Origin of the sequence: Serratia ureilytica, from assembly GCF_017309605.1 — a bacterium.
Taxonomy (GTDB): Bacteria; Pseudomonadota; Gammaproteobacteria; order Enterobacterales; family Enterobacteriaceae; genus Serratia; species Serratia ureilytica.
On record NZ_CP071320.1, the window covers coordinates 197,503 to 217,389 of the forward strand.

A 19,887-nucleotide genomic window follows, 5' to 3' on the forward strand; every position below is an offset into this window, starting at 1 on the left:
CGGATTACAGGGTGGCGCACGGCAGCAGCAGCTGGTCCAGCGGCTTGGCGGCGCCCGGGATCACGATGCGGCAGCGGCGTTGGCCTTCCCAGGCGACGTCCAGTTTTTCCTCCGGCTGCACGCCGGTCAGGTAAACCGAGCCGCCGTCGTTGACCACCGCGACCTCGCGGCCTTTCTCGCTCAGCACCGCGGCGCCGAACGGCGGTTCGCTGCCGTCCGCGAGGCGAATGGTGGCCAACAGCTTGCTGCCTTTCACCACCTCGAAGTGGCGGTAACCGATGGCGCCTTCGGTCAGCGTGCCTTGCACCACGGCGCGAGTGGCCTCGACGTCGTCCGCCAGCTTGTTGACGTCGATGCGGGTGTCGGTGTTGTAGTAGCTGGTGATGTCGGAAATCACCGCCAGCCCGAAACGGTTGCTGTAGGCGCGGCCGTTGTTGATCGGCACGCCGGCGATGCCGTCGGTGTCGAGCATCATGCGGCTGCCGCCGTTGCTCGAGTTCTGATGCGCCGCGATGCCGTGCCGGGTCGCAGTGAGGCCGCCGCGGAACGAGCCACCGATCGACGAGTAGCTGTCCTGCTGGTAAGAGGCGCTGGCGTTCAGCGAGCCAAACGAGGCGTTGTGGGTGTAGTACCCGCGCGCCAGCGATTTGCCGGACTGATTAAAGCCGCCGCTGACCTGCCAGGTATTGTCCGGATCGCTGTAGTCGTTGTACGACGCGGTCTGCGTGACATCGCCGTTGTTGGTTTGCAGCGCATAACCGACGCGCCGACGGTCGCCGATCGGCACGGTGAAGTTGAGCATCACGCTGTCGTCGGTGCGGCCCTGGTAATAGGTGCGGTAAGCCGACAGCGAGGCGGTGATGTTGCTGATATCGCCGACGCTGAACAGCTTGCTGGCCGACAGCCCGTAACGGTCCTGGGTTCGCGCATCCCAATAGGTCTGGTGCGAGTAGGTCAGGTAGGCGGTGATCGCCTTGGCGCTGTCTTCCGCCATAAAGGTTTTGCTGGCGGTGATGGTATACAGCTCTTTCTGGCGGCCGTTGTAATTCTTGTCGTAATCGCCGTAACGCTCCTGCAGGTACTGCGACATGTTCATGAACTTGCGCTGCGAGAAGCGGTAGCCGGCGAAGGTGATCTGGCTGTTCAGCTCATCGAACCGTTTGGCGTAGTTGAGCTTGAACGACATGCCGCTGGCGGTCGGCTCGCCGGGCAGACGGGCGATCGACTGGGTGACGTCCAGCGACATGGCGCCGAACACGTTCAGATCGCGGCCGAGGCCGAGCGCCCAGGCGTTATAGTCGCCGCCGAGCAGCGCCCCGCCATACAGCGACCAGGCGTTGCTCAGCCCCCAGGAGAAGTCGCTGGCGGAAAACAGCGGGCCCTGGGTGCGGTGGTCGTAGGCCGAGGTTTTGCCGAGCGCCACGTTGTAGCGCACGTAGCCCGGGCGGGTCAGGTACGGAATGGTGGCGGTATCCACCTGGAAGGTCGAGACGGTGCCGTCCTGCTCTTCCACCTTGACGTCCAGCTTGCCGCGCACCGAGCTGTTGAGATCCTGAATGGCGAACGGCCCGGCGGGCACGGTGGTTTCGTACAGCGTGCGGCCTTCCTGCGAGACGGTGATCTTGGCGTTGCTCTTGGCGATGCCGCGCACTTCCGGCGCGTAGCCCTGCAGGTTCGGCGGCAGCATGCGCTCGTCGCTGGCCAGATTGAGGCCGGTGAAGCGATAGGCGTCGAACACCCCGGAGTCGAGATAAATCTCACCCAGCGTCAGCTTGGCGGCCTGCATCGGCAGCGCGCGGTAGGCGTAGATCTGGTTCCAGTCGAAGCCGGTGCTGCGATCGCCGGCCTGCTGATTGTAATTGGCCTGGTAGTCCGCGCGCAGGCGCCAGGGGCCCAGGTTGGCGCCCAGCGTGCCGTAGCTGCTCAGGTTCTGGGCGGTGTTGTTGTTGTGATTCTGCTTGCCTAACTGGCCGCTCAGGTTGTAGTCCAGCAGCAGGCCGGGAATGCCGTCGTCCCACTGCTCGGGCGGCGTCCAGTCGGGATCGGAGTATTTCATCCACGCCTGCGGGATGGTGATCGCCAGCACGCCGCCGCCGATGCGATCGGAGACGGTCGCGCCTTTGATGCCGCGAATGTCGGCGCACTGGTTGTCGTGCCACAGGGTGACTTTTTTGGCCGCTTCTTCTTTCAGCGCCATTTTTTCCACCAGATCAGGCGGCAGGCACACCTGGCTGCCGCTCTTGTTATCCGGCGACGGGAAATACTGAATGCTGCGCTGGGGCAGCGTTTTCTGGTTGATCTTGATGTCCAGCAAATAAGCGCCGGGCATGACGTAGTCGGCATCGGAGAAACGCGAAAGATCCACTTTGCTGCGCTCGCCGATATCCAGGACGTCGGTATTGAATTCCGTGGCGGAAAATGCCGGACGCACCCAGAGGAAAGATAGAATGACGAGAAGAGGTAGGTGTTTCCGTGTCAGTAATGACGTCATAGCATAATCACTCATGGCAAGTCCGCGCCCAATAGCAGGTCATCCGTGCGACCTGAATACGTAATGCTGTGCAGCGCCCGCCGGCGCTAGAGATAAGACAGGGTGAATTTGGCCAGAGAGCTGAAGCCGCCCGCCCGCGCCTTATCGGGATGCAGGCGCAACTGCGCGCCAAAGTGCAGCGTGTTGTCGCCGGCGACGATCTGGTAATCCGCCGTTGTGCTGCCGAGCGGGATCGGGGTGCCGGCATCGGTCAACAGCTCGATAGCCACGCCTTGCGCCTCGCCGTAAACGCCCAGCAGGGAAGGATCCCGGCTGTCGGCGGTGCCGTCGAAGGTGACGTTGGCCGCGCGATAGATGAAGTCAGGCTTCACCTGGCTGGCCAGTTCGCAGTTCACCAGTTTGATCGTGAAATGACGGCGGCTGCCGATCAGCACCGATTGCCCGTCCTGCGAGGCATCGGTCATGGCGATCAGACCGAAATCGACGGTTTGATCCAGGCTGTCGCTGGCGATGCCGCACGGCGTTTCAACGATGGTGCCGCCCAGGCTGACTTTGCCGTGGCCCTGATTTTTCACTGCCGCCGCCGCGCTGCCTACGCTGAGCGCGATGAGCAACAGGCCGCAAAGGCGGATAGTCATGCTGGCGTCTCCCTGTCTTGCCCTGTTCCCTTGCCGCTCTCGTCGGCATGCAATCAAGCGGGGGATGCCCTGAGACATCCCCTGTGGGGTATTACAGGTAAGCCAGGGTGAAGTTGGCCACGCTGGTGAAGTCGCCCGGCACCACGGCGGCGGAGGCGCTGCTGCCCTGCAGGTAAGCGGCGAATTTCAGCGAGTTGTCGCCGTTGTTCAGGCCCTGACCGTCGGTCGCCGTGCCCAGTTCCACTTCCTTGGAGTGCAGGTTGTCGTAGATCACGATGCCGGCGCCGGTTGCCGTGCCGCTCAGGGCCAGCAGTTTGTTGTTGACCGGATCAGGCGTGCCGGTAAAGGTCACCTTGACGTTTTTCATGGTGGAGATGGAGCAATCTTTCAGTTCGATGTTGAAAGGTTGCATGCTGGATTTACCCTGGTTAGCCAGGATGCGGCTGCTGATCTGGCCCATTGGTACGGTTTGGTCAACGGATTCCGGCGCGACGCTGCATGGCGCATCGATAATTTCGCCGGTAAAGGTGACTTTACCGCTGCCCTGATTAGATGCGGCGTGAGCAACAGATGCAGAAGCGAAAGCAATCACGGTTGCCAGCATTAATTTATTCAGTTTCATTTCTCAGGTTCCTGTAGAGAGTTTTTAAATAAAAAGAACAGCACATCTAAATCCCCCGCAGCGGCGGCAACGTCATGTCGCCGGCCGTACGGTTGGAGCCAGATCCTTTTGCTCTGGGCAATACGCCAACATCCGTTATTTATGAGAAATAACGAGATTGGGAAAATCGACAATGGATTTTCTGGTAAATAAAATACGAGTTTTACGTGTGGCGTGTTGCTGGGAATATTCTTGCAAATAATAGTATTGCTTGGAAATAGATTTTATTAAATTAAGTCAAATTCAGAATATAAAACCAAAAGGAAAAAGAAATATATTTGCTTTAAAACCAATAGATCGTATACAAATATTATCCAGTATAAATCACTGTATAAATAACGATATGCGAGATATTAGATCGGGGGAAATAGGCTGATACCTACAATTCGCCATATTGTTTTGCTAATATCGCCCTGAGGCAGCAGATGATGAATTTCCCTTTAGAAACAAAATATAAAACATAATCTATTGTTTTTATTGTTGTTTCGTGGTTTTCTTCTCCTAAGGGATTGGTTTTTTTATTCGTGTTTAGCCCGCGTTTAGGTCTAATTCATTAACAATTAAATAACAATGTCATCGGTAGTGAATTATTCTATCGCACTGCGGTATAGGGATTTTTCACTGCCTAACCCATTTTGATTAATCAAATTAAGGCATGTGCTGTTGCCGTTCGCCACATAATGATGACCTAAGTGACAATTAAAGGATTATAAACGGAATGATAACGATGATTAATGCTTGCGGCGGCCGCCGCACGGTAGTTTCTGCTATATTTTTACTGTCTGTCATGTCGCTGTCAGGCTGCGTGGGCGGTAGCAAGACAAACCTGAATTCCGTGAAAAAACTTTCACAGAACAATCCTAATGATAAATCCGATGAACAACGTATCGCGCTTTGCCAGCAACGGGTTAACTCATTAAAAAATATTAATCCGCAGAGTTACCAAAAACGCATTGCCTATTTTAACGGTCTGCTTTCCAACGCTTCCGGATATGCCGGCGTGCGCGGCAATGTGGATGAAAGCACCCGTAAAGCGATTGATGCTCTTTATCAATATAAAACCGAGAAATTCTGCGCCGACGTTGAACATGAGCTGATGTCCGATCTGTCCAACCGGGTCGAGAATCTGTAGCCATGAAGCGATGCGCGCAAAGATGGGCGATGGGGCTTTGGCTGTTGGCGCTGAGCGGCGCCGTTTGCGCCGCTGACGACGGCATTCCCGCCCTGTTGAAATTTGCCGAACAGCGGCAGGCTCCGCCGGCCGCGCTCAAGGAGGAAACCGCGCGTAAACCGGCGCCCGCACCGGCCGCCAAACCGGCCGCCGTCGCGGGGGCAGACGGCGCTCGTTTAACTTCTCTGAAGCACTCTGTACAACAGCAGGCGGAGAAAATCCGTCAGCTGGAGCGCCAGTTGGCGGCGGCTCAGGCCGCCGCGGCGCCGAAAAGCGAGCGGACCGATGTCGATATTCGGCCGCTGGCCGATGCCCTGAAGGCGTTGCGGCAGGCCGTTGCGCCGTTGCCTGAGGTCACCGCGCTGGCCGCTTCGCTCACGCGGGCCGAACAGCGCAGCGCAAGCTTGACGGCGCAGTTGGCACAGCAACGACAGCGGGTAGACACCTTGCTGGCTGAGCGGCGGCAGGCGGCTGAGGCCCCGGTGCTGGCCAGCGAGGCGGACAAACAGGCGTATGCCGCCGGCGTGTCTCTGGGGCGCGACATTTTGCATCTGCAGCAGGAGAACCGGCGCGCGGGGCTGGAGGCAGACCGGCAGCTTTTGCTGGCCGGCATCGCCGATACCCTGGCCGGGCGGTTGCGGCTGGATGAGGCCGCCATCGACGGCGCGCTGCGCGCGGCTCAGCAGCGTTTGCAGCAGACACAGGCTCCTCCGCTGGACGGCAAGGCCTATCTGGCCGATTTCGCCCGCCAGGAAGGGGTAAAGCGGGATGCACTCGGTTTCTACTACCGGGTGGACTATGCCGGCAGCGGCGCGATCGGCGCCGACGATCGGGTGGATATCGTGGTGCGCGAAAGCCTGACCGACGGCCGGGTGGTCAAAGATATGGAGCTGGCGGGGACAGTGATCTCGCAGCCATTGACGCGCTATCCGCCGCTGTTTCGCGCCGCTATCGAGAAGCTGCAGCGCCACGGCTCGATCACGCTGGCGGTGCCGCCGGCGCTGGCGTACGGCAAGCAGGGCAGCCCGCCGGCGATCCCCCCGAATGCCACCATGATTTACACCCTGCGCATCGCTGACGTGCAGCCGTGAGCGGGGTGCTCAGCAGTAACCACTCAGGAGGAATGCTATGGCCAAGGCGCCGAAAACGTTTGAAAGCAGAAAATCGCTGATGCTGAATGTGTTGCAAGGATTGTGCAGGGAGCGTGTGGAAGGATCTGGGGGCCACCATCCCCCGCCGGAACAGTGGCCGAAGACGCGCGAGCTGGCGGATAAATGCGGCGAAAATATTTATACCACCCGCACCCTGCTGCTGGCGCTGGAAAAGGAGGGCAAGGTTCACTGCACCCACCGCAGCATCAACAATTCTCTCCGCTGGTACAGCTGCGACGAACAGGCAGCGATAAAAAAAGAGTGATTCGACCCTGGCGGTCGCTTTTGACTATTCCTACAGCTAATCATTAATTAAATTTATCATTTGACGGGGCGTTTCGCTCCGTCAATCCTCCCTCTTCGTTCGCTGCCATCCGTACAGGCATTGCTAAGATGTTTTTTGCAGCCATATACTTATCGCTCAGACGGGAACAGGTGTAGGGAGCCGGCATCGTAATGAAGGAAAAGAAAGACATACTGAGATTGGATGATATTCATTATCAAATAGACCGCCAGGTGATCCTGGACTCCGTCTCTTTCACGTTGGGTGAGGGCGAGTTCAAACTGATCACCGGGCCTTCCGGCTGCGGAAAAAGCACGCTGCTGAAAATCATCTCTTCCTTAATGAATCCGACCAGCGGAAGCCTCTATTTTGACGGCCAGGCGATCGACGAGATGTCGCCGGAGGCGTATCGCAAGCAGGTCTCTTATTGCTTCCAGACGCCGGCGCTATTCGGCAATACGGTTTACGACAATCTGGCGCTGCCGTATCAGATCCGCCAGGAACCGCCGGCCGAGCGAAAAATGAAGGCCGATCTGGCGCGTTTCGGCCTGCCGGAGGCGATGCTGACGAAAAGCATCAATGAACTGTCCGGCGGGGAGAAGCAGCGCGTGTCCCTGATCCGCAACCTGCAGTTTATGCCGCGGGTGCTGTTGCTCGATGAGATCACCAGCGCGTTGGACGAGGAAAATAAGCGCAACGTCAACGAAATCGTGCATCAGCTGGTGGCGGAACACCGGCTGGCGGTGCTGTGGGTGACGCACGATACCGAAGAGATAGCGCATGCGGACGAGGTGATCACCCTGCGCGCGCACGGCGCCGAGCCACAGGAGCAACAGCATGAATCAGCATAATATCACCAACGAATCCTTGGGCTTGTCGATGGTGCTGGTGGTGGTCGCCATCCTGATCAGCCACCGGGAAAAGCTGGCGCTGGAAAAGGACATCATCTGGAGCATCTGCCGCGCGGTGGTGCAGCTGATCATCGTCGGCTACGTGCTGAAGTATATTTTCGACCTGGATAACGCCGTTCTCACCGTGTTGATGGTGCTGTTCATCTGCTTTAACGCGGCCTACAACGCCAAGAAACGCAGCAAGTACGTCGAACACGCGTTCGTGACGTCGTTTATCGCCATCACCACCGGCGCGGTGCTGACGCTGGCGGTGCTGGTATTGACCGGCTCCATCGAATTTACGCCGATGCAGGTGATCCCCATCTCCGGGATGATCGCCGGCAACGCCATGGTGGCGGTGGGGCTGTGCTATACCAACCTCGGCCAGCGTTTCAAAAGCGAGCAGCAGAAGATTCAGGAGATGCTCAGCCTGGGGGCGACGCCCAAGTTCGCGTCGGCGGCGCTGATCCGCGACAGCATCCGCGCTTCGCTGATCCCGACCGTCGACTCGGCGAAAACCGTTGGGCTGGTCAGCCTGCCGGGCATGATGTCCGGGCTGATCTTCGCCGGCATCGATCCGGTGAAAGCGATCAAATATCAGATTATGGTGACCTTCATGCTGCTTTCCACCGCCAGCCTGTCGACCATCATCGCCTGCTATCTGGCCTACCGTAAGTTTTACAATGAGCGCCATCAGCTGGTGGTCGGCAACCTGAAGTAACGCCATGAAAAACGGCCTCCGCGGAGGCCGTTTTGTTTACCCTTGCAGCAGGGCGATGCTCTGGCGGATTTCCCGTTCGATATCCGCCTCGCTCCAGCGGTCCAGCTGTGAAGAGAACGGTTCGAAAGCATAGACGCCGGTGTAGCCCAGGCGTTCCAGGTTCTGCACCTGGCGGCGGCTCTCCAGCCGATCGCCCTCGCTCAGCATGATGCGCTCTTCGTCGCTCAGCGCGCTTTTATCCCGCCCGTCCTCCACGCCGGACAGATGCACCAGGCCGATCTGCGCCACCTGGATCTGCGCGTCGAAGTCGGCCTGCGCCACATCGCTCAGATAGTGGTGGAACGTATCGAGCACGATGCGGTACGGCGCGCCCGAGTCGCGGATAAGCGCCTGGGTCAGCAGCGACGATCGCAGCGAGCTGATGCCGAAGCCCAGCGGTTCGACGTATCCCTGTACGCCATAGCGGGCAAACAGCGGCGCCAGCAGCCGCAACGCCGCGAGGGTGTCGTCCCGTTTTTGCTGCTCGCTGCGCGTGTCGTCGGCGCTGCAGTGCGGGCATAGCACCAGCGCCCGGCTGCGGATGGCCTGCGCCTGCGCCAGCATCGCTTCGGCGCGCTGTTGCAGCGCCGCCGGGTCATCCATCAGATTGAACCTGCCGAGGGCGTTGATCGTGACGATCTCGATGCCGTATTGCGCGGCGAGCGCGTTGAGCTGCGCGTCGCTCAGATCGTCGGTCACCTTGCCGCTGGGCATGTCGTTGCGCAGCTCAACTTTGCTGAGCCCGCAGCGTTTCACCAGGCGGAAAAAATTGTCCAGATCGAGATTCGGCGCGATCTTGCGGTTAATGCAGAAGCGGTCCAGCGCAATGTTCATGGGCATGACTCCAGCGGTCAGGGTTGAGAGATCAGGATTTGCCGTTTTCCAGCGGCAGCGGCTTGCCTTCGGGCTGGGATTGGCGGTGGCGTTTGGCCAACACCACCTGCTCCATTTTTTCCAGCGAGACGCCTTTGGTTTCCGGGATATAGCGGCCGATAAACCAGTAGCTGAACAGGCAGCAGGCGGCGAAGATCCACATCGGGAAGGCGCCGTGGAAATGCGAGAACAGGTAAGGGTGATCGTTGATCATCGGGAACGACTGCGACACCGCGAAGTTGGCGACCCACATGCAGCCGACGGCGATGCTCATCCCCTGTGCGCGCATGCGGTTCGGGAAGATCTCCGACACCAGCACCCAGGCGCCGACGCCCCAGGAGAGCGCATAAAACACCATGAAGAACAGCATGCCGAACAGCGCGAAATAGCCGGTGGCCTGGGTGTAGAGCGCGTACGAGGTGAGCAGCAGGCCCGCGATGGCGCCCAGCGTGCCGTAACGCATCAACGGAATGCGGCCCATGCGATCCATCAGCATGGCGCCGATGACCGAACCGACCAGCTGCAGCACGCCGATCCAGATGGTCTGGAACAGCGCTTCCTGCGCGTTTTCGGTGACGGTTTTCAGCACCACCGGCGCGTAGTACATCATCACGTTAACGCCGGTGACCTGTTGCAGCATGGCGATCATACAGCCGACGAACAGGATGAAACGCACCCGCACATCGCCGTAGTTCAGCTTCCGGTGCTGCTGCTGTTGATCCTGCTGCAGCGAGTCTTTGATTTCTTTCAGCAGATTCTGCGCGTGGGCGGCGTTGGAGACTTTGGTCAACATCGCCAGCGCCTGATCGTCGCGGCCCATCATCACGTTCCAGCGCGGCGATTCAGGAATGACGAACACCAGGATGCAGAACAGAATGCAGGGGATCACGCCCGAGGCGAACATCCAGCGCCAGCCCATTTCCACCAGCCAGGCTTCGCTGGCGAGGCTGGCGATTTTGAAGTTGACGTAGAAAATCACGATCTGACCGAAGACGATGGCGAACTGCTGCATGCTGAGCGCCCGCCCGCGCATGTCTTTCGGCGACACTTCCGACATGTACATCGGCGACACGGTGGCGGCGATGCCGACCGCCAGCCCGCCGATGATGCGGTAAATGACGAACCAGGTGAAGGTCGGGGCCAATGCGGCGCCGACGGCGGACACGGTGAACAGCAGCGCCGCCAGCATCAGCGCCTTTTTACGGCCCCAGCGCGCCGCCAGCGGCCCGGCGGCGAAGGCGCCGACCACGCAGCCGATCACCACGTTGGAGACGGCCCAGCCGGTTTCGGCCGGGCTGAGATTGAAATAGGTTTTCAACGCTTCGATCGCGCCGGAGATCACGGCGGTGTCGTAGCCGAACAGAATGCCGCCCAGGGCGGCGATGCCGCAAATTCGCAATATGTAACCGGTATTGTGCTTACGCTGATATGACATGTGTTGCTCCGATTTTTATCCTGGCTTCCGTCCGCACGGTTGGGGTGTCGGGAAGAGGGCGAGCGGAAGGGTGTGAACCGTGCCTGTCATCAAGGCGATGTCGTTGATAAATGCTGGAACAAACAAGAACATTTATTTCATAATTAGTGAATAATGGAATATTGATTTTTAGATCCAGTTCAAAAAAAACCGTCGCGAGCGATCCGGGCGCCTTGGGCGCTCGGAGGGAGGCGGTAACGGCCGCAGGTCAGGCGCAGTGCGGATTTTCTGTAGCAAAGTCAGTGTGCATTAGCGATGGACTCTCCTGCGAAACCGCGCCTTGATTGGCGCGGTAATGAAAGCGCCAACCCGATCGACACCGCAAAATTGCGACCTCACGCACTAAAAACAAATTTTTCAAAACAATTTATTTGAAACTTTTTTTTCAATGAAATAGAGTTTGCTGCATCCGGTCAGGATGTAGCCGGCTTGCCGACGGGGTTTGGCGAGCGGGACGATTAACGCCGCGCCGCCTGCGTGTGGCCAGGCGACAGCGGACTTGAAAAGAGGGCGTGACATGAAAACCGTGGGTAATTTTATTGACGGGCAGGTGTGCCTGAGCAGCAGCAATCAAACCGTCGACGTGCACAACCCGGCCAGCGGGCAGGTTGAGCGGCGCGTCACGCAGAGCACTGCTGCCGAAGTCAAGCAGGCCATCGACGTGGCCCACCGGGCGTTCGCCGACTGGTCGCGCACCACGCCGCTGCGCCGCGCGCGCATCATGTTCAATTTCAAGGCGTTGCTGGAACAGCACCGCGACGAGTTGGCCGAGCTTATCGTCAGTGAGCACGGCAAAGTGTATTCGGATGCGCTGGGCGAACTGACGCGCGGCATGGAAGTGGTCGAATTTGCCTGCGGCATCCCGCATCTGATCAAGGGCGAGTACTCATCTGATGTCGGCAGCGGCGTCGACAGCTTCTCGCTGATGCAGCCGCTGGGCGTGGTGGCGGGCATTACCCCGTTCAACTTCCCGGCGATGGTGCCGATGTGGATGTTCCCCATCGCGCTGGCCTGCGGCAACACCTTTATCCTCAAGCCGCCGGCGCTGGTACCTTCGGCCTCGGTGCGCTTGGCGGAACTGTTGAAGGAAGCCGGTTTGCCGGACGGCGTGTTCAACGTGGTGCACTGCGCCAATGAAGACGCAGCGCAGCTGTGTACCGATCCGCGCATTCAGGCGGTGAGCTTCGTCGGCTCCTCCACCGTGGCGGAACATATCTATACCACCGCCAGCGCGCACGGCAAGCGGGTGCAGGCCTTCGGCGCGGCGAAGAACCAGGCGATCGTCATGCCGGACGCCGATCTGGACGCCACGGTCAACGCGCTGATGGGCGGCGCGTTCGGCTCTGCCGGCGAGCGCTGCATGGCGTTGCCGATCGCCGTGGTGGTTGGTGACGACACTGCCGATAAACTGATCGCCAAACTGAAGCCGCTGATCGCGCAGCTGCGCGTCGGGCCGGGCTTGCAGCAGGGCGGCGAAGAGAATGAAATGGGGCCGCTGGTGTCGTCCGCTCACCAGAAAAAGGTGCTGGGCTACATCGATTTGGGCGTGGAAGAAGGCGCCACCCTGGTGGCCGACGGCCGCAACTATCAGGTGCCGGGCTATCCTGAAGGCTACTACGTCGGCGGCACGCTGTTCGACCATGTGACGCCGAACATGCGCATCTACCGCGAAGAGATTTTCGGGCCGGTGCTGGGCATCGTACGGGTGCCGGACTACCGCACCGCCATCGACACGGTGAACGGCCACGAATTCGGCAACGGCAGCGCCATCTTCACCGGCAGCGGCCACTATGCGCGCCAGTTCGTGCAAGACGTGCAGGCCGGAATGGTCGGCGTCAACGTGCCGGTGCCGGTGCCGATGGCGTTCCACAGCTTCGGCGGCTGGAAGCGCTCGGTGTTCGGCGCGTTGAACGTGCACGGCACCGACGGCGTGCGCTTCTACACGCGCATGAAGACCGCCACCGCGCGCTGGCCGGCCGGGCAGCAGACGGTGTCCGAATTCAGCATGCCGACGCTGGGCTAAGCGCTTTCACACTCAGGCCAGGCCGTTGCTCCTTCGGGGCAACGGCCTTTGCACTGCGAGTTAACAGGAGAATCGAAATGTCTTCACTGCTTGCCAAATGTCAGACGCCGAACGCCGAGGGGCGTATCCAGCACGTGACGCCGGAAAATGCCGGTTGGTGCTATGTCGGCTTTGACGTTTACCGCCTGGCCGCCGGGCAGTCGCTGCAGCTGGAATGCGGCGACAAGGAACTGTGTCTGGTGCTGGTGGCCGGTATCGCCTCCGTCGCCACGCGGCGCGCCGAATACCCGCATATCGGCAAACGCATGAGCCCGTTCGAACGTACGCCGCCTTACGCGGTGTATGTGCCGCACCACGATCGCATCGACGTGCGGGCGGAAACCGATCTGGAGCTGGCGGTGTGCAGCGCGCCCGGCGGCGGCCACCTGCCTTCACGGCTGATCACGCCGGCGGATATCGGCGTGGAGCGGCGCGGCAAGGGGCGCAACCAGCGGCTGGTGCACAACATTCTGCCGGACAGCGAGCCGGCCGACAGTCTGCTGGTGGTGGAGGTTTACACCGACGAGGGCAACACCAGCTCCTACCCGAGCCACAAGCACGATCAAGAAGACTCGCCGGACGAAACCTATCTGGAAGAGACGTACTATCACCGCATTCAGCCGGAGCAAGGGTTCTGCATGCAGCGCGTCTATACCGACGACCGCACGCTCGACGAGTGCATGCCGGCCTACAATCGCGACGTGGTGAAAGTGCCGCGCGGTTATCACCCGGTGGCGACCCTGGCGGGTTACGACAACTATTACCTCAACGTGATGGCCGGGCCGGTGCGGCAGTGGAAGTTCACCTGGGAAAAAGACCACGCCTGGATTAACGGCGACGGCTACCCCGCCGCGCAATAGGCGCTTGAGGCCCGGCTTGCCGGGCTTTTTTGTCAGCTTTACTCGTCCCGGGCGTTATTCAGCGCCAGTGAGACCGCCAGCGTCTGCGCCAGGCACATCGAAGCCACCTGCGAGCGGAATCCGTCCACCTGCGCTTCGCGCACCACGAAACAGACGTCACTGAAGGCGGCCAGCGGGCTGACCTGGCTGTCGGTGATGGCGATCTGCTGCGCGCCGCGCTTGGCGCCCAATTCCACCAGTTCCACCGCCTCGCGGGCGTACGGCGAATAGCTGATGGCGATCACCACGTCCTTCGGTTTCACCATGCTCAGCTGTTCGGTGAACATCCCGCCCAGGCCGTCGATCAGAAACGCGCGGCGCTCCAGATGGCGCAGCGCATAGGTGAGGTAGGAAGCGACGCTAAACGAGCGGCGCAGGCCGATCACGTAGATGTTTTCGGCGTTGTTGAGCAGCTCGACGGCGCGATCCAGCTGCTCGGGGGCGATCTGCATCGCCAGCTGCTGCAGCGCCTGCGCGTTGACCATGGTGAACACGTTGAGAATCTCCGCCGGTTTCTCCGGCGCGACGTTGTCGTCGGTGGAGGTTTGGCGGAACAGGCGCGCGCGCTCGGTATAGTTCACCGTCTCTTCCATCAGATGCTGACGGAACACCTGCTTCATTTCGTTGAAGCCGCTGAAGCCGAAGGCGTTGGCGAAACGGATCAGCGTGGAGGGCGGCACGCTGGCCTGTGCGGCGATGGAGGCAACGGTATCGAAAGCGATGCTGTTACTGTTATCCAAAATGTAGCGCGCCACCTGCTTCAAACGCTTGCTCAGCGTTTCATAACGGTGGCGGATCTCGTCCTGTAACAGCGAAAGTTGAGTTGGGTTGTTCATCCATTCGGCTCGCAGTGGGGTGAAGGCGCATTGGCCTGACGCCTGAAATATTGACAGGGTATTTTAACAGACGGAGCGGAAATTTCATTTCCTCAAAAAGCGATTTATTCGATCGCACATTGCGCGACTTCACAGAAAATGGGCAAAAAAATCCCCTTAAAGCGGCGAAATGGCCTTAAGGGGACGTGAACCTGCTGTTGCTGTCAGTGCGCGCCGCCCGCCTGCGGACGGTACTGGCGCCAGAAACCGATCAGCGTCAGGTATTTTTGTTTCACCTGCTCGATCAGGGCCGCGTCGTCGATTTCCCCCTGTAGCCAGCGGCGCGAAGGTTGGCCGAAAATGGTGCGGCCGACGGCGAAACCTTTCACCCAGCGCGCATCCGCGGCGGCGGCAAAGCCCGCCTTCAGCACCGCCTCCGGGGAGTCGAGCCCCAGGATCAGCACGCCGCGGCAGTCGGGATCGCAGGCGTCGATCAGCGCGCCGACCCGCTGCCAGTTTTCCGCGCTCAGCGGTGGCAGTTTCCACCAGTCCGGCTGAATGCCCAACTGGTAGAAGTGTTCAATCATCTCCAGGTAATAGCGCTCGTCCTTGTCGGCATTGCCGTCCGGCAGGATCACCTCCAGCAGCAGCTCATGGCCGGATTTGCAGCAGCCGCGGTAGACGTCGGCGATCAGCGCATCCTGTTCGCGGCGCAGTTCCGCCGCGTCGTGCGGGTGATAAAACACCAGGCACTTCACCACGTGCTCCTGCGGCCAGTCGATCAATTGCGAGCCGATATTGCCGTGCTCCAGGCGCAGCGGGCGCGAGCTGGGCAGCTCCACCGGCCGGCCGATCCACCATCCCTGGCCGGTGATCTCGTTCAGCGCCGCCTGCCCGTAGGTGGTGTCGGCCAGAATGCCGCTGTTGCCGTTGAGCCCGGCCTGCGCGGCAGCTTGTTGCGCCGCGGTGAGCAGCAAGGTCTTCAGACGCGGGATGCGTTCCTCGCCGACGCCGGCTTCGCGCGCCATGTCCGCCAGCTGCTTGCGGTGATCGAAGGCGAACACGCACAGTTCCGGCCACTGTTGCTTGCGGGTGGTGACCCGGTGCAGGTGGTTCAGGCGCGCGTCGCGGTCCGGGCGCGTGACCTGGTGTTCACGCTGCAGGTAGTCGTCCAGCTCCCGTTTGGTCGGCATGGCCGGCGCGCAGCCGTGGCGCGAGACCACCAATGCGCCGCAGGCGTTGGCGTAGCGGCAGGCCTGATCCCAACCCTCATCGTTCAGATAGCCGCGCAGCAGACCGGACATAAAGGCGTCGCCGGCCCCCAGCACGTTCAGCACCTCCACACGCACGCCGGCGTGCAGCTTCACCTGCGCCCAGTCGTCGGCGATGTCATCTTCGAACACTGAGCAGCCCTGCGCGCCGCGCTTGCACACCAGCGTGGCCGCGGTCGTCCGGCGCACGTTTTTCAGCGCCGTCAGCGTATCGGTGCTGCCGCCGGCGATATGAAATTCCTCTTCGGTGCCGACGATCAGATCGAATTGGTGCAGCACTTCCTGCAGCTCGCGGGTCACCTGTGCCGATTCCACAAAGCGGGTTTCGCCGTCGCCCAGCGACGTCAGCCCCCACAGCACCGGGCGATAATCGATGTCGAGCGCGGTGCGCAAACCGTGGCGGCGCGCGTATTCCAGCGCCTTCAACACGGCGGCGCGGGTGTTCGGGTGCGACAGGTGCGTGCCGGTGATGGCCAGCGCGCGCGCGCTGGCGATGTAGGTTTCGTCGATGTCGTCCGGCGTCAGCGCCATGTCCGCGCAGTTTTCGCGGTAGAAGATCAGCGGGAAGGTTTCCTGATCCTTGATGCCGAGGATCACCAGGCCGGTTAACCGGTGTTTGTCGGTGATCAGACAGCGGGTATCGGCCCCGACGCGCTGCAGCTCTTCACGCAGAAAGCGGCCCATGTGTTCATCGCCGACGCGGGCCAGCATGCCGGATTTCAACCCCTGAATGGCGGTGCCGTAGGCCACGTTGCCGGAAGAGCCGCCGAGGTATTTGGCGAATGTGCCGGCGTCTTCCAGACGCGCGCCGATCTGCTGAGCATAGAAATCGACGGCGATGCGCCCGAGACAAATGACATCAAGCTGTTTTTCTTGTGTAGCCATACCCGTTTCCTTCTGTTTAAGCAAAACTCCGGCGGCGGCCCGAGCGTGGCGCCTTGCAGGAAGAATGGGAACAGTATGGGGAATGAAAATTTCAATTTCAATATGGAATGAAATTTACACCCCAAAAATGTGATGCGTTTAAAACATCGACGGAGGAGCGGAAAAAGCGGATTAAGTCGCCATGAGAGGGTGGCGGAGGGCGTGTGGCAAAGAGGCGCCGGGGCAGGATGAAAGACGGTCGCCCTGCGTGCTGATGGCATTCCCCGGCCGGTGCGCGGCGCTAAGCCGGTAAAGGCCAAACCACGAGATGAAACGGGCTTTTCATCTAATATGCGATCTTTATCGCAAAATGAAATGTTTCTTCTGTAATGTGATTTTATGAAAAATATATTTGTTTATAATCGCTTCACGTTTCAGGTTGTCGACTTCGTGAGCAGCGGGCATCGCCTGCTCAAGATAATAGCTGCCGCCGCGTAACACAAACACGGGATTGTCGGCTCGGCGCGAGCCCTTTCCGGGGCGGCCCTCAATCTAAAGGGTGAGTAAATGGGCAAGATCAGGCTAACCATGGCGCAGGCGCTCGTCAGATTTCTCGATAACCAGTATCTGCTGGCCGACGGGGTGGAAACCAAATTCGTCGCGGGCATTTTCGCGATTTTCGGCCACGGCAACGTACTGGGGTTGGGGCAAGCGCTGGAACAGGATAGTGGCGATCTGCGGGTGCACCAGGGCCGCAACGAACAGGGGATGGCCCACGCGGCGATCGGCTTCGCCAAGCAGAAATTGCGCCGGCAGATTTACGCCTGCACCTCCTCGGTCGGCCCCGGCGCCGCCAATATGATCACCGCCGCGGCTACCGCCACCGCCAACCGCATCCCTTTATTGCTGCTGCCAGGCGACGTTTACGCTTCCCGCCAGCCGGATCCGGTGCTGCAGCAAATCGAACAGTCTTACGATCTCAGCATCAGCACCAACGACGCGTTCCGCGCGGTGAGCAAGTACTGGGACCGTATCGTGCGGCCGGAGCAGCTGATGAGCGCCTGCATCAACGCGATGCGCGTGCTGACCGATCCGGCGGAAACCGGCGCGGTGACGCTGTGTCTGCCGCAGGACGTGCAGGGGGAAGCCTACGACTACCCCGACTATTTCTTCCAAAAACGCGTACACCGGCTCGATCGCCGCCCGGCGACCGATGGCATGTTGGCGGACGCCTTGGCGCTGCTGACGGCCAAACGCAAACCGCTGCTGGTGTGCGGCGGCGGCGTGAAGTACTCGCAGGCCGGGCGGGCGCTGCGCGAATTCGCCGAGCGCTTCGGCATTCCGTTCGCCGAAACCCAGGCCGGCAAAGGCGCGGTGCCGAGCGATCATGAATTCAATCTCGGCGGCATCGGCGAAACCGGCTGCCTGGCGGCCAACACGCTGGCTCGACAGGCCGATCTGGTGATTGGCGTCGGCACCCGTTACACCGATTTCACCACCTCGTCCAAATGGCTGTTCCAACATCCGGACGTCAGCTTCCTCAATATCAACGTCAGCGCCTTTGACGCCGGCAAGCTCGACGGCGTGCAGGTGCTGGCGGACGCCCGCGAGGGCCTGAGCGAACTGAGCGCGCTGCTGGCGCAGGCTGATTATCGCGCCGGCTGGGGCGACGCCATCGCCGCGGCGCGCGGCGCCCAGCGTGAAGAGACCGAGCGGGTTTACGCGGTGGAATACAGCGGCGCAGGCTTTGTGCCGGAAATAGACGATCACCTCGATCGCGAACGGGTGTTCGCCGAATTTATCGCTCAGACCGACTCGGCGATGACGCAAAGCCGGGTGCTGGGGGTGCTGAACCGCGAGCTGCCGCCGGACAGCGTGATTGTCGCCGCCGCCGGCAGCCTGCCGGGCGACCTGCAACGGGTGTGGCACAACCATGGCGAGCACGGTTACCACGTGGAATACGGCTACTCCTGCATGGGGTACGAGGTGAACGCCGCATTGGGGGTCAAGCTGGCCGAGCCGCAGCGCGAGGTGTACGCGATGGTGGGCGACGGCGCCTTCATGATGCTCCATTCCGAGCTGGTCACTTCGATTCAGGAAGGCTGCAAGATCAACGTGGTGCTGTTTGACAACATGACCAACGGCTGCATCAACAACCTGCAGATGGAACACGGCATGGACAGTTACACCACCGAATTCCGCTTCCGCAATCCAGAGGGCGGCAAGCTCGACGGCAAACTGGTGCCGGTCGATTTCGCCATGCTGGCGGCGGCTTACGGCTGCAAAACCTATCGCGTCACCACCGAGCAGCAGCTGCTCGACGCGCTGGCCGACGCCCGCAGGCAAACCGTGTCCACGCTGCTCGACATCAAAGTGCTGCCGAAGACCATGGTGCACAAGTACCTCAGCTGGTGGCGCGTGGGCGGCGCTCAGGTGGCCGACAGCGAGAAAATCGTCGCAGTGGCGCGCAAGCTGCAGGAAAACATCGATAAGGCGCGCGATTACTGATTCGTTTTCGAACACAACACACTTTCCAGAGGGTAGCGAAAATGACTTTGAACATTGGGGTTATCGGCACCGGCGCCATCGGCCGCGATCATATCCGTCGCTGCAGTCAAGTTTTGCAGGGCGCCCGCGTCGTGGCGGTGAACGACATCAATCGCGACAACGCCGCCAAGGCGGTGAACGATCTGCAGCTGGATGCGCGGGTGTATGACAGCGGCCACGATCTGATCAAGGCCGCCGACGTGCAGGCGGTGCTGGTCACCTCCTGGGGGCCGAGTCACGAAGAATTCGTGCTGGCGGCCATCGCCGCCGGCAAACCGGTGTTCTGCGAGAAACCCCTGGCGGTGACCGCGCAGGGCTGCAAAAACATCGTCGATGCCGAAGCGAAGTACGGCAAGCGGCTGGTGCAGGTCGGCTTTATGCGCCCCTATGACCAGGGCTATCGCGCGCTGAAACAGGTGCTGACCAGCGGCCAGATCGGCGAACCGCTGATGTTGCACTGCGCGCACCGCAACCCGACGGTCGGCGAGGCTTACACCACCGATATGGCGATCACCGACACCCTGATCCACGAAATCGACGTGCTGCGCTGGCTGCTCGACGACGACTATGTGTCGGTGCAGGTGGTGTTCCCGCGCAAGAGCCCGAAGGCGTTCCCGCATCTGAAAGATCCGCAGATTGTGCTGTTCGAAACCGCCAAAGGCACCCGCATCGACGTCGAGATTTTCGTCAACTGCCAGTACGGCTACGACATTCAGTGTGAAGTGGTGGGGGAAACCGGCATCGCCAAACTGCCGGAGCCGTCCTCGGTGCAGTTGCGCAGCGGCGCCCGCCTGTCGACCGAAATTCTGACCGACTGGAAGGATCGCTTTATCGACGCCTATGACGTCGAGCTGCAGGGGTTCATCAACGACGTGGCCGCGGGCCAACTGACCGGGCCTTCCGCCTGGGACGGCTACGCCGCCGCCGTGACCGCCGACGCCTGCGTGACGGCCCAGCTCAGCGGCGAGATCGTACCGGTGACCCTGCCGGCGCGCCCGGCGTTTTACAACAAGCCATCGGCTTGAACCCCGTACCCA

General features: G+C 60.6%; 16 protein-coding genes. 9 read left to right on the forward strand and 7 right to left on the reverse strand.

Annotated elements, in window-relative coordinates:
* Positions 1 to 4: 4 nt before the first annotated feature.
* The 3 genes from J0X03_RS00905 to J0X03_RS00915 form a co-directional block, all read right to left on the reverse strand.
* A complete protein-coding gene (locus J0X03_RS00905; protein WP_033645331.1) occupies positions 5 to 2,506 on the reverse strand; it encodes a fimbria/pilus outer membrane usher protein in 2,502 nt (833 codons plus the stop codon).
* Between the two features lie 71 nt (positions 2,507 to 2,577).
* Positions 2,578 to 3,129 carry a fimbrial protein gene (locus J0X03_RS00910; RefSeq protein ID WP_149542628.1) on the reverse strand — a complete coding sequence of 184 codons (552 nt, stop codon included), beginning with the start codon at positions 3,127 to 3,129 and terminating at the stop codon, positions 2,578 to 2,580.
* 91 nt (positions 3,130 to 3,220) lie between these two features.
* Positions 3,221 to 3,751, reverse strand: a complete 531-nt coding sequence (locus J0X03_RS00915; RefSeq protein WP_033645329.1) for a fimbrial protein — start codon at positions 3,749 to 3,751, stop codon at positions 3,221 to 3,223.
* 757 nt (positions 3,752 to 4,508) lie between these two features.
* Between J0X03_RS00915 and J0X03_RS00920 the strand changes: the two genes are divergently transcribed.
* The 5 genes from J0X03_RS00920 to fetB all read left to right on the forward strand — a co-directional run bounded on the left by J0X03_RS00920 (position 4,509) and on the right by fetB (position 8,006).
* Positions 4,509 to 4,922, forward strand: coding sequence for a hypothetical protein (locus J0X03_RS00920; RefSeq protein ID WP_033651770.1), 414 nt, complete (start codon positions 4,509 to 4,511; stop codon positions 4,920 to 4,922).
* Between the two features lie 29 nt (positions 4,923 to 4,951).
* Positions 4,952 to 6,052, forward strand: a complete 1,101-nt coding sequence (locus J0X03_RS00925) for an FKBP-type peptidyl-prolyl cis-trans isomerase N-terminal domain-containing protein (RefSeq protein WP_230358742.1) — start codon at positions 4,952 to 4,954, stop codon at positions 6,050 to 6,052.
* 37 nt (positions 6,053 to 6,089) lie between these two features.
* Positions 6,090 to 6,377 carry a FaeA/PapI family transcriptional regulator gene (locus J0X03_RS00930; RefSeq protein WP_004930885.1) on the forward strand — a complete coding sequence of 96 codons (288 nt, stop codon included), beginning with the start codon at positions 6,090 to 6,092 and terminating at the stop codon, positions 6,375 to 6,377.
* Between the two features lie 191 nt (positions 6,378 to 6,568).
* Complete coding sequence (gene fetA, locus J0X03_RS00935; protein ID WP_033645325.1) at positions 6,569 to 7,246, forward strand: iron efflux ABC transporter ATP-binding subunit FetA; 678 nt, start codon at positions 6,569 to 6,571, stop codon at positions 7,244 to 7,246.
* Positions 7,233 to 8,006, forward strand: a complete 774-nt coding sequence (fetB, locus tag J0X03_RS00940) for an iron efflux ABC transporter permease subunit FetB (RefSeq protein ID WP_033645324.1) — start codon at positions 7,233 to 7,235, stop codon at positions 8,004 to 8,006. Before fetA ends, fetB begins: the two co-directional genes overlap by 14 nt.
* 36 nt (positions 8,007 to 8,042) lie before the next feature.
* Here the strand turns inward: fetB and J0X03_RS00945 are convergent, their stop codons facing one another.
* On the reverse strand, positions 8,043 to 8,879 hold the full coding sequence (locus J0X03_RS00945; protein WP_160204674.1) for a TIM barrel protein: 837 nt from the start codon (positions 8,877 to 8,879) through the stop codon (positions 8,043 to 8,045).
* Positions 8,880 to 8,910: 31 nt separating this feature from the next.
* Positions 8,911 to 10,353 (reverse strand): sugar porter family MFS transporter, encoded by a 1,443-nt coding sequence (locus J0X03_RS00950; protein WP_069100672.1) that lies wholly within the window; start codon positions 10,351 to 10,353, stop codon positions 8,911 to 8,913.
* Positions 10,354 to 10,909: 556 nt separating this feature from the next.
* Between J0X03_RS00950 and J0X03_RS00955 the strand changes: the two genes are divergently transcribed.
* Both J0X03_RS00955 and iolB read left to right on the forward strand, forming a co-directional pair.
* The gene (locus J0X03_RS00955; protein WP_160204673.1) at positions 10,910 to 12,415 is read left to right on the forward strand and encodes a CoA-acylating methylmalonate-semialdehyde dehydrogenase; all 1,506 of its coding nucleotides are present in this window, start codon (positions 10,910 to 10,912) and stop codon (positions 12,413 to 12,415) included.
* A 77-nt stretch (positions 12,416 to 12,492) separates the two neighbouring features.
* On the forward strand, positions 12,493 to 13,314 hold the full coding sequence (gene iolB / locus J0X03_RS00960; protein ID WP_160204672.1) for a 5-deoxy-glucuronate isomerase: 822 nt from the start codon (positions 12,493 to 12,495) through the stop codon (positions 13,312 to 13,314).
* Positions 13,315 to 13,352: 38 nt separating this feature from the next.
* Here iolB and J0X03_RS00965 read toward each other — a convergent pair whose 3' ends face one another.
* Positions 13,353 to 14,189: a MurR/RpiR family transcriptional regulator gene (locus J0X03_RS00965; protein ID WP_004930856.1), complete on the reverse strand. Its 837-nt coding sequence runs from the start codon at positions 14,187 to 14,189 to the stop codon at positions 13,353 to 13,355.
* Between the two features lie 203 nt (positions 14,190 to 14,392).
* Complete coding sequence (locus J0X03_RS00970) at positions 14,393 to 16,324, reverse strand: bifunctional 5-dehydro-2-deoxygluconokinase/5-dehydro-2-deoxyphosphogluconate aldolase (protein WP_096242666.1); 1,932 nt, start codon at positions 16,322 to 16,324, stop codon at positions 14,393 to 14,395.
* Positions 16,325 to 16,870: 546 nt separating this feature from the next.
* On the opposite strand from J0X03_RS00970, the gene iolD reads away from it, so the two are divergent.
* Entirely contained in the window at positions 16,871 to 18,811 is a 1,941-nt protein-coding gene (gene iolD / locus J0X03_RS00975) for a 3D-(3,5/4)-trihydroxycyclohexane-1,2-dione acylhydrolase (decyclizing) (RefSeq protein ID WP_033651763.1), read from the forward strand.
* Between the two features lie 41 nt (positions 18,812 to 18,852).
* On the forward strand, positions 18,853 to 19,875 hold the full coding sequence (gene iolG / locus J0X03_RS00980; protein ID WP_149542625.1) for a bifunctional inositol 2-dehydrogenase/D-chiro-inositol 1-dehydrogenase: 1,023 nt from the start codon (positions 18,853 to 18,855) through the stop codon (positions 19,873 to 19,875).
* The last annotated feature ends 12 nt before the right edge of the window (positions 19,876 to 19,887 follow it).

Excerpts from the sequence above, each read along its gene's own strand:
- J0X03_RS00905 (WP_033645331.1), bottom strand. The coding sequence starts at position 2,506 with ATGAGTGATTATGCTATGACGTCATTACTGACACGGAAACACCTACCT.
- J0X03_RS00910 (WP_149542628.1), bottom strand. The coding sequence starts at position 3,129 with ATGACTATCCGCCTTTGCGGCCTGTTGCTCATCGCGCTCAGCGTAGGC.
- J0X03_RS00915 (WP_033645329.1), bottom strand. The coding sequence starts at position 3,751 with ATGAAACTGAATAAATTAATGCTGGCAACCGTGATTGCTTTCGCTTCT.
- J0X03_RS00920 (WP_033651770.1), top strand. The coding sequence starts at position 4,509 with ATGATAACGATGATTAATGCTTGCGGCGGCCGCCGCACGGTAGTTTCT.
- J0X03_RS00925 (WP_230358742.1), top strand. The coding sequence starts at position 4,952 with ATGGGGCTTTGGCTGTTGGCGCTGAGCGGCGCCGTTTGCGCCGCTGAC.
- J0X03_RS00930 (WP_004930885.1), top strand. The coding sequence starts at position 6,090 with ATGGCCAAGGCGCCGAAAACGTTTGAAAGCAGAAAATCGCTGATGCTG.
- fetA (WP_033645325.1), top strand. The coding sequence starts at position 6,569 with ATGAAGGAAAAGAAAGACATACTGAGATTGGATGATATTCATTATCAA.
- fetB (WP_033645324.1), top strand. The coding sequence starts at position 7,233 with ATGAATCAGCATAATATCACCAACGAATCCTTGGGCTTGTCGATGGTG.
- J0X03_RS00945 (WP_160204674.1), bottom strand. The coding sequence starts at position 8,879 with ATGAACATTGCGCTGGACCGCTTCTGCATTAACCGCAAGATCGCGCCG.
- J0X03_RS00950 (WP_069100672.1), bottom strand. The coding sequence starts at position 10,353 with ATGTCATATCAGCGTAAGCACAATACCGGTTACATATTGCGAATTTGC.
- J0X03_RS00955 (WP_160204673.1), top strand. The coding sequence starts at position 10,910 with ATGAAAACCGTGGGTAATTTTATTGACGGGCAGGTGTGCCTGAGCAGC.
- iolB (WP_160204672.1), top strand. The coding sequence starts at position 12,493 with ATGTCTTCACTGCTTGCCAAATGTCAGACGCCGAACGCCGAGGGGCGT.
- J0X03_RS00965 (WP_004930856.1), bottom strand. The coding sequence starts at position 14,189 with ATGAACAACCCAACTCAACTTTCGCTGTTACAGGACGAGATCCGCCAC.
- J0X03_RS00970 (WP_096242666.1), bottom strand. The coding sequence starts at position 16,324 with ATGGCTACACAAGAAAAACAGCTTGATGTCATTTGTCTCGGGCGCATC.
- iolD (WP_033651763.1), top strand. The coding sequence starts at position 16,871 with ATGGGCAAGATCAGGCTAACCATGGCGCAGGCGCTCGTCAGATTTCTC.
- iolG (WP_149542625.1), top strand. The coding sequence starts at position 18,853 with ATGACTTTGAACATTGGGGTTATCGGCACCGGCGCCATCGGCCGCGAT.